This is a genomic window from Acidaminococcus intestini DSM 21505 (assembly GCF_000425045.1).
Classification (GTDB): domain Bacteria; phylum Bacillota; class Negativicutes; order Acidaminococcales; family Acidaminococcaceae; genus Acidaminococcus; species Acidaminococcus intestini.
Genome location: NZ_AULA01000047.1, coordinates 1 through 6,882, shown reverse-complemented (window position 1 = coordinate 6,882; position 6,882 = coordinate 1). Strand labels below are relative to the sequence as shown.

The following is a 6,882-nucleotide window of genomic DNA, read 5'->3' as shown; positions in this document are numbered from 1 at the left end:
TACAAAAGACTATAGCTCATACCATATTGACAGGCGACAGCCATCATTGACTGTCCGGCATTTACTTGTGAAACCAATTCAAGTTTCTCCTCTGGGGACCATGCCTTGTAATGTGCTTTGTGACACAATGCTTCCGGTCCGCCAGCCTGTTCGATACGATTCCAAGTACGAATCTTGTTACGAAAATTTGCTGTTTTAATTCCTTTAGGTGTTTTTACCCACTTACCTTGACGATAAAGTTCTACACACATCAGCTTAAATTCAGTCGTATAACGCAAAATGTACCCTCCTTACTGGGTGTCCAGTAAAGAGGGTACATTTCAAGGGGGAGTACGGTCCGCATTTTTGCGTAGAAGGGTTGACTTATCTAGAAGGAGGTATTACGCGAGAGTGCAATGAGACGCGTTCTTACAGGGCCATCTTGTAGATTTCCGCTGCAATTTCCGGCGTCAGTTTGACAAAGTTCCCATGGTTAGGTGCTTCGTAGAACATATTTTCGACCATCTTGGGAATGTCTTCTTCTTTGCCGCCCAGTTCACTGATGGTGGTCGGCATGCCCAGGTCTTCTTTGACAAAGCGCTGGAAGGCTTTGATGCCTTCCATGGCAGTCAGTTCCGGATGTTCGAAGTCCATGGGAATGCCCCAGACGCGGCTTGCGTATTTGGCAAAGAGAGTTGGCCCCTGGGTCTTCATGGCATACATCATCCAGTACGGGAAGAGAAGGGCAAGACCGGCACCGTGGCTGGCTCCATAAAGGATGCCAATTTCGTTGTCCATGTGGTGGGTGCCCCAATCCTGGGCGCGGCCGACACCGGTGGAGTTGTTTTGGGCTACCATGGCAGCCCACATGATGTTGGCACGAGCGTCGTAGTTCATCGGATCTTTCATGACCCGGCGGGCTTCTTTGATCATGGTGAGCATGACGGCTTCAAGGAGACGGTCCGTCAGTTCACATTCTTTGGTGTGGGAGAAATACCGTTCCATGCAGTGGGCCATGATGTCGGAAATGCCGCTTGCCGTCTGATAAGGCGGCAGGGTCATCATCAATTCTGGATTCATGATGGCAAAGAGCGGACGCAGGATATCGCCGTCAGCGCAGCGTTTGTATTCATGACCATCTTCCGTATCAAGGGTGACCACGGAATCCGTGGATCCTTCGGACCCGGAAGCGGCGATGGTCACAACGCAGCCAACAGGAAGGGCTTCCGTAACAGGGCCCTTCTTGCCGCAGTAAAAATCCCAGAAATCTCCATCATAGGGGACGCCCAAAGCAATCCCTTTTGCCGAGTCCATGACGGAGCCGCCGCCAACAGCAAGAATGAAGTCCACTTTTTCTTTCTTGGCAAGATCGATGCCTTTGTAGATGAGGTCGGCGTGAGGGGATGCCTTGACACCGCCCAGTTCCACGTAGCCAATGCCTTCTGCATCAAGGGATGCTTCAATGCGGGCAATGAGGCCGGAACGGACAGCACTGCCGCCGCCATAGTGGATCAGGACTTTGGTGCCGCCATACTTTTTGACGTATTTGCCGGTTTCCTTTTCCGTTTCTTTCCCAAAAACAAAGTAGGTCGGACTGTAAAAAGTAAAGTTATCCATGTTGTAACCTCCTATGAATTTCCACTTTGCCGTGGCTTATCTTGTTGACTTTATTATAAAAAAAGGCTGTCTTCCATGATGTGCCTATTCTCATCATTCTTTTGCTGAATCTCACCATCTTTTGTGCAAAAAAGAAGAGCTCCAGCACAGGAAGGGATAGAACGGGCAAAGTATGGGGCCTGAACCTTTGCTACAATAGGAAATAAGTAAAGGAGGAATCCCTGATGACAACTGAAATGCAGCAGTTTTGGGAAACTCGGGACCGCCTGATGAGAACGGGATCAGTGGAACGAATGGAAACGTTCCTGACGCAGTGGCAGCAAAAGATGGAAACAAAAGGAAATTTTTTGGATTGGGCCAGTGTGACCAATGAAAAAGGTCTGTTTTATCGGAAAATCGGATTATTTGAAGAATCCATCAGTGTCATGGAAAGCCTTCGGAAGGCTCTTCTTAAGGAGCGGGGACGGCATTCGCCGGAATACGCATCCCTTCTGAACAATTTGGGCGGAACATATCGAAAGATGGGTGATAAGGACACGGCCATTGCCCTTTTTGAAGAAAGTCTTGCCATCTATAAGGCCCAAGCACGGCTGAATGTCTCCGTCTGTGCCAGTCTTTACCTCAATCTCAGTCAGGTCTATCAGGAAAAGGGAGAACTTGAAAAAGCGGCGAAACGGCTGGAAGAAAGCCTGCGTTATTTTCTCCTTTCGGGCCGACAAAAAGATGTTGGCCGGGTCTATTACCAGCTTGCCTTTCTCTATTACCGTATGGATGAAGGGGATAAGACAGACCAGTACATCGAAAAGGCTTTATCAGAGTTTCGACTTCATGGAGATAGGAAAAATCCCTATTATGCGGCAGCACTAAATGGGCTGGGAGGCATTCTCTACCAAAAAGCGGCATACGAAAAGGCCGCCCAGGTCTATCATGAAGCAGCGGCCTATTTGTTGAAATTTTACGGCAAGACTCATGAGTATGCCATTAACAGGCAGCATGAGGCTTGGGCCTTGCGTGGCATGGGAAGGATCCAAGACGCCCGTGAAGCCCTTTTGGAAGCAGGAATAGTTTGCAAAGGGCTATACGGAAAGGAAAACGAAAAAGTGCGGGCCGTTTATGATGAACTGGCGATGATTGATAAAGAGCTTGCTGAACATAGGGAACGCGCAACTAGCGCACCGATTTGAGACCACGTATCCCTTCCTGCTCCTAAAATGCCATCAATAGCTGACAGATGTTGCGGTAAAAGGCCGCGTGCTTTGTGCTGCAGGCCCTTTGATTTTATTGAGAGCAGACTAACCCTGTTCCTTATTTTTTGACAGTCCGTCCATTCGTGGGATATAATGAAGAGATTTAAAATAAACCCACAAGGATGTGAACCCTGTGATTGGAGAAGGAACACAAATTGCGCTCGATATGTATCGCTGCCTAGAAACGGTTATCCAGGACCCCATTCAAATCGAAACCATTTTGAAAGAATGTATGGACCGGTTTTCCGTCAAGGCCCTTCATTTTTATTTGGATGAAGATCCGGACGAAGGCAGTCTTATCTTTACGGTTCCCGTAAAGGGTGGGCACGTCATTCTGCGAGTCTGCGAAGAATTTGGTTATGCTGGCCTCGATATCATGAACATGAATGGGGACTTCATTCCTGAGGAACTGGGCATTGCCATCCGTAAGGAAATGGGACCGGATCAGTCAAAGATGACAGTCATCAAACGCGGTGATTTTGGCAATATAGAGGATATGAAACCGCGGCGCCAGAAGATGGTAAAACCTATGCGGCGGGCTAAAAACGCTGGAGTGAAACTCAAGAATTTCATGCTGAAAAAATGATCCCAGCATGCTAAGAATCATTGGCTCAGTGCCTTTTTTCCAGCAAGAAGCTTCTTGCTGGAACGTCTCTATTTTGTGACATGGGGAAAAAAGATGAACTATTTACTTTGGGATATTGATGGAACGCTGATGCTAACTAATTTTGCCGGGGTTACAGCCATGAAGGAGACCATCCGCGACCTGTATGGCGTCGATGGTTTCAATTTTTCCTACAGCATGAGCGGACGTACCGATACTTATATTGCGCGCCGGGCCATTGAACAAATCAAAGGAAGCTGCACAAAATCCGATGTAGAGACCTTCATCGAAGCTTATGCCAAGCGCTTGCCAGAAACCCTTGCCGAACGGCATGGTCATTTGTTGCCTTTTGTCAAGGAAACCCTTGCTTATACGCAGGCCGCACCGGATGTAACAAACCTTCTTTTGACAGGAAATTGTGAAAAGGCCGCTTTGGCAAAACTTGCCCATTTTGGGATTGATAACTATTTTGACCGCCGTGTCAGTGCCTTTGGAGAAATCAGTGAGCTTCGCGATGATCTTTCAAGGGCCCTGTGGAAAAAACTGACAGCCCTTGATCCAGAGGTAACGTCGAGTGATGCCGTTGTGATCGGCGATACGCCCCATGATATCACCTGCGCTGATGCCATCGGGGTGCGGGCCTTGATTGTAAAGGGCGGTTCGACCTACAAGGCGGAAGATTTAAAAAAATACACGCCTTGGAAAATCATTGAGACTTTGCCCAAAGCACCGGAAACGCTGCTGCAGCTAATAAAGGAATGAGTGGAATGAGTAAGAAAAAATGGAAAATCGCGGCCCTGCTGGCCCTTTCGTGCCTTGTGATGTCGCCGGTCCTTGCGTTTGATGCGGGAGATGTGGCGCGTCTTGTGGAGACCCGATCCTGTCCAGGCGGGGACCTTCGGGGGGCGACCCTTAAAAACAAGGACCTCACAGGGGCAGATCTTACGGGAGCCGATCTCAGTTATGCTGATCTTTCCGGTGCCGTCCTGGAAGGCGCTGACCTTTCTAAGGCAAACCTTCAAAAGGCCAATTTGCGCAAAGCCTATCTTGTGAAGGCAAAGCTGGATGGGGCAGACCTTACCCACGCCAACCTTTCTTACGCGGTCTTGAACCGAGGCTCCCTGATCGGCGTAACGGCGTATCGCACGAGCTTTGCCCATGCATCGCTTACTTTTGCAAACCTTTATACGGCAGACCTGCGGGAAAGCAATTTTGACTATGCTTCTGGGGCCATGGCCAATTTTTATTCGGCGAACCTTGCTAGGAGCTGGTTCTTCCGGTCCAACTTCATGAGTGCCAACTTTACATCGGCAAACCTCTATGATGCACGTTTCCGGAGAGCCAACCTCTCAGAAGCCCTCCTGCGCAGCGCCAATTTGACAAGCGCCACGGTCGTGGGGTCAAACCTGACAAAAGCGGAACTAACAAGTGCCAATCTTGACGATGCAAATCTTGCAGGTACAGATATGGAAGATGCTAAGTTTACTGCAGATAGTATCCGAGAAGCCTATAAAAAATAAAAGAGGGAGTTGTAAAGCAATGGCTTGTTCATTGCCTGACAGCTCCTTTTTGCGTTTTGAGAGACGAAACATGCTATAACAATGGGGGCCTCTTGTCCTCCGAATAGAACCTGCGACAGAGCAATCGTTCGTGTATGCTAAAGAAAGTTGAGGAGTGGGGGACAAGGCGGCGGGCCTATACAGGCAGAAAAGGGCAAAAGCTCCTCTAAAAGTGCCTAGACGATAACCATCTTCAAATGGGCTGTTGTCTGGTAGGCCTGCCTCATGGTTCTTCTCCCTTTTTCATAGAGCAAAGGGACCCTTACTTGTATCAGATCAGTCCGATTTTTGGACTGATCCCAAAAGATAGGCAGATAATGCCTCCCGTGTATCGACAATGACCGCTTTTCCCAAGGCTTTCAGCTCGGCACGGTCCCGGAATCCCCAGCTTACAAGGATGACATCCATGGCGGCGCGCCGGGCGGTTTCAAAATCAACTTCTGAATCGCCAATGTAGACAGCGTCATCCTTTTTGATGCCTAGGTCATGCAGGGCTTTTTCTACCATGGTGGGGGACGGTTTGCGGGGAATGCCCTCCGTTTGCCCCACGGCAAGGGTCACGGCAGGAAAGAAATCATCCCGCAGGGCGCGGACAGATTCATCGGGTTTATTGGAGACGATGGCCGTCTTGATGCCTTGCGCCTGAAGGCCCTTAAGAAGGCCAAGAATGCCATCATATGGTTTTGTGGCGATGTGGCAGTGATCCTTGTAGTAGGCCTTGAACTCATTGAAAATGGTCTGGAATTCTTCCTCTTTGACGCTTTTTGGCAGGGCCAGACGGCAGAGGCGTTCTGCTCCGTTTCCTAAATAGCGCCGCACCGCGTGAAGGGGCTGGGGCCCGTAACCGTGCCGCGTGAGGACGGCGTTCAGGGAGGCCGCAAGGTCCGCCAAGGTATCAAGGAGCGTTCCGTCAAGGTCAAAGATGACCGCTTTGTATGGTTTCATATTTTCTCCATCCTTTATTGTATTGATTTCCCAGAGGAAATCGATTCTTTTTCAGGTTTTTATTATACTATGACTTCAGAATATGGTAAAATGGAGGCAGTCTAACAAAGGAGAGTGCTAGTTATGAAAAAAATCCGCACTTTGATGCTGACGGCCCTCGCACTGATCATGGGTGCCATGACGGCCTTTGCTTCCCCTGAAAATCCGACCAATGAAGAAGTGATGACCGCCCTTACACGTGCAACGACGGTCTTTGAGTGGTTCGAACATAACCCCCTGCCGACGGATGGAAAGGAACGCTTTGACAGTGGCTACATGCTCTATTATTCCGTATCGGACCCGACCATTCACAACATGTTGGATCTAAAAGCTGCCGTCCATGACATCTTTACGGATTCCCTGGCAAGCTTCATCATCAGCGGCAATAAGATGTATCGCCAGGCTGATAACAAACTTTTTGTGGCACCTGCCGCCAAAAAAGCAAACCCTCTCAAGGGTACACCGACCTACAGCTTGAGCCGTCCGTCAAGCGACCGGATTGTTGTGACGGCAAAGACCCCGGTCTATGCCGATAAGGAACATAAGACCCTTGTCAAAACGGAATCCGTCGATTTCCCGTACGTAAAGACTGCCAAGGGCTGGCGCTTCTCCTATTTTGAATCGCTGAAATGATAAAAAAGAGACTGTGAGAAATGTGAAATGTACCCTCTTTACTGGACACCCAGTAAGGAGGGTACATTTTGCGTTATACGACTGAATTTAAGCTGATGTGTGTAGAACTTTATCGTCAAGGTAAGTGGGTAAAAACACCTAAAGGAATTAAAACAGCAAATTTTCGTAACAAGATTCGTACTTGGAATCGTATCGAACAGGCTGGCGGACCGGAAGCATTGTGTCACAAAGCACATTACAAGGCATGGTCCCCAGAGGA

The 6,882-nt window shown here is 48.9% G+C and carries 7 protein-coding genes and 2 pseudogenes; 6 read left to right on the top strand and 3 right to left on the bottom strand.

Translation table 11 applies throughout. The annotated features are described in order from the left end of the window. Positions 1 to 278 (bottom strand): annotated as a pseudogene (locus tag H503_RS0110680) (helix-turn-helix domain-containing protein); the annotation flags it as partial. Between the two features lie 130 nt (positions 279 to 408). Further along, positions 409 to 1,596 carry an iron-containing alcohol dehydrogenase gene (locus tag H503_RS0110675; RefSeq protein WP_026385733.1) on the bottom strand — a complete coding sequence of 396 codons (1,188 nt, stop codon included), beginning with the start codon at positions 1,594 to 1,596 and terminating at the stop codon, positions 409 to 411. Positions 1,597 to 1,820: 224 nt separating this feature from the next. On the opposite strand from H503_RS0110675, the gene H503_RS0110670 reads away from it, so the two are divergent. The 4 genes from H503_RS0110670 to H503_RS0110655 all read left to right on the top strand — a co-directional run bounded on the left by H503_RS0110670 (position 1,821) and on the right by H503_RS0110655 (position 4,967). Continuing rightward, positions 1,821 to 2,780 carry a tetratricopeptide repeat protein gene (locus H503_RS0110670; RefSeq protein WP_009014590.1) on the top strand — a complete coding sequence of 320 codons (960 nt, stop codon included), beginning with the start codon at positions 1,821 to 1,823 and terminating at the stop codon, positions 2,778 to 2,780. 196 nt (positions 2,781 to 2,976) lie between these two features. After that, a complete protein-coding gene (locus H503_RS0110665; protein WP_014129001.1) occupies positions 2,977 to 3,429 on the top strand; it encodes an S-adenosylmethionine decarboxylase family protein in 453 nt (150 codons plus the stop codon). Positions 3,430 to 3,522: 93 nt separating this feature from the next. Continuing rightward, on the top strand, positions 3,523 to 4,209 hold the full coding sequence (locus H503_RS0110660) for an HAD family hydrolase (RefSeq protein WP_009014588.1): 687 nt from the start codon (positions 3,523 to 3,525) through the stop codon (positions 4,207 to 4,209). Between the two features lie 5 nt (positions 4,210 to 4,214). Further along, positions 4,215 to 4,967 carry a pentapeptide repeat-containing protein gene (locus H503_RS0110655; protein ID WP_009014587.1) on the top strand — a complete coding sequence of 251 codons (753 nt, stop codon included), beginning with the start codon at positions 4,215 to 4,217 and terminating at the stop codon, positions 4,965 to 4,967. A 315-nt stretch (positions 4,968 to 5,282) separates the two neighbouring features. Here the strand turns inward: H503_RS0110655 and H503_RS0110650 are convergent, their stop codons facing one another. Then, positions 5,283 to 5,951: an HAD family hydrolase gene (locus H503_RS0110650; protein ID WP_009014586.1), complete on the bottom strand. Its 669-nt coding sequence runs from the start codon at positions 5,949 to 5,951 to the stop codon at positions 5,283 to 5,285. Between the two features lie 123 nt (positions 5,952 to 6,074). On the opposite strand from H503_RS0110650, the gene H503_RS0110645 reads away from it, so the two are divergent. Next, on the top strand, positions 6,075 to 6,623 hold the full coding sequence (locus H503_RS0110645; RefSeq protein WP_014128999.1) for a hypothetical protein: 549 nt from the start codon (positions 6,075 to 6,077) through the stop codon (positions 6,621 to 6,623). Positions 6,624 to 6,691: 68 nt separating this feature from the next. Continuing rightward, a pseudogene (locus tag H503_RS0110640) lies at positions 6,692 to 6,882 on the top strand (helix-turn-helix domain-containing protein); the annotation flags it as partial.

Bases quoted from the DNA above. Each gene is read 5' to 3' on its own strand.
- H503_RS0110675 (WP_026385733.1), bottom strand. From the start codon at position 1,596: ATGGATAACTTTACTTTTTACAGTCCGACCTACTTTGTTTTTGGGAAA.
- H503_RS0110670 (WP_009014590.1), top strand. From the start codon at position 1,821: ATGACAACTGAAATGCAGCAGTTTTGGGAAACTCGGGACCGCCTGATG.
- H503_RS0110660 (WP_009014588.1), top strand. From the start codon at position 3,523: ATGAACTATTTACTTTGGGATATTGATGGAACGCTGATGCTAACTAAT.
- H503_RS0110655 (WP_009014587.1), top strand. From the start codon at position 4,215: ATGAGTAAGAAAAAATGGAAAATCGCGGCCCTGCTGGCCCTTTCGTGC.
- H503_RS0110650 (WP_009014586.1), bottom strand. From the start codon at position 5,951: ATGAAACCATACAAAGCGGTCATCTTTGACCTTGACGGAACGCTCCTT.
- H503_RS0110645 (WP_014128999.1), top strand. From the start codon at position 6,075: ATGAAAAAAATCCGCACTTTGATGCTGACGGCCCTCGCACTGATCATG.